This is a genomic window from Microcystis sp. M49636_WE2, assembly GCF_030065375.1.
Lineage (GTDB): Bacteria > Cyanobacteriota > Cyanobacteriia > Cyanobacteriales > Microcystaceae > Microcystis > Microcystis aeruginosa_C.
The window spans coordinates 1-1353 of record NZ_JASJFG010000978.1 but is presented as its reverse complement, the minus strand read 5'-3'; the positions used below and the strand labels follow the sequence as shown (position 1 = coordinate 1353).

Here is a 1353-nt window from a genome sequence, read left to right as displayed (position 1 = left end):
ATGGGGTTAAACCTCTTGGAATTATTACCCCTGCGCTTCCCCTCCCTTGGCTCTACCGATTGGATTACCGGCGATTTTCCCCCGATTTTGCGGTCCTATCTTCTCGGTTTAACATTTGGTTTAATCGCCTCTCCGTGTAGTACACCAGTTCTGGCAACTCTATTGGCATGGGTGGCCAATACGGGAGATTTAAGCTTAGGAGGGGGATTATTGTTATCCTACACTGCCGGCTATGTTTTACCGCTAATTATCGTCGGTTCTTTTACTGCCTCGCTGAAAAGCTTTCTTTCCCTACGTCAATGGTCCGGGTGGATTAATCCTGTCAGTGGGGTTTTATTAATCGGTTTTGGAGTTTTTTCTTTATTATCCCGTCTGCTGTGATGGTGGAGAGTTATGATAGATAATTGGCTAGAATTGTAAAACTTTTAACTATGACTATATCGGAAACTTCCTCAAATTTAAAGAATACACCGCCTCAATGGGGACGTAAATTTATCCAGACTATTGCCGATCTGCGATTAGCAATTATCCTCTTACTTTTAATCGCTATTTTTAGCATTTCTGGGACGGTAATCGAACAGGGTCAATCTCTATCTTTCTACCAAGTTAATTATCCTGAAAAACCCGCTTTATTTGGCTTTCTGACTTGGAAAGTTTTATTACTATTGGGATTAAATCATGTTTATAGCACTTGGTGGTATCTATCATTATTAATTCTCTTCGGTTCCAGTTTAACCGCTTGTACCTTCCGACGACAATTACCCGCTTTAAAGGCGGCCAGAAAATGGCAATTTTATCAACAATCTCGCCAATTTCAAAAACTAGCTTTAAGTGCTGAATTAGAAACTGGTTCCCTAGAATCTCTCACACCTCTATTAGAAAAAAAAGGCTACAAAGTTTTTCTAGAAAATAACAGTCTTTATGCTCGTAAAGGTCTGATCGGTAAAATCGGTCCGATTATCGTTCATGCAGCCATGTTAATTATTTTAGCAGGGTCGATCTGGGGAGCGTTAACGGGGTTTTTCGCTCAAGAAATGGTAGCTAGTGGCGATAGTTTTCAGGTTAAAAATATTATTGAAGCTGGACCCTTATCTAAAAATTCTCTCCCTAAAGATTGGGGTATTAAAGTTAATCGTTTTTGGATTGATTATAGTCCTAAAGGTGATATAGAACAATTTTATTCTGATTTGTCGGTGATCGATAATCAAGGAGAGGAGATCGATCGCAAAACTATTCAAGTTAACCAACCTTTGCACCATAAAGGGGTGACTTTTTATCAAACCAGTTGGGGAATTGCTGGGGTAAAAGTACAGGTGAATAATAGTCCGATCCTACAGCTACCGATGGCTAGTT

The 1353-nt window shown here is 39.8% G+C and carries 2 protein-coding genes; both read left to right on the top strand.

The genetic code is table 11. The features are described 5' to 3' along the window. Nucleotides 1-381: cytochrome c biogenesis protein CcdA (locus PX484_RS22520; RefSeq protein WP_288105588.1), on the top strand; the 381-nt coding region annotated here is incomplete at its 5' end. 50 nt (nucleotides 382-431) lie between these two features. Continuing rightward, a partial coding sequence (locus tag PX484_RS22515) for a cytochrome c biogenesis protein (protein ID WP_288105585.1) occupies nucleotides 432-1353 on the top strand: 922 nt, incomplete at its 3' end.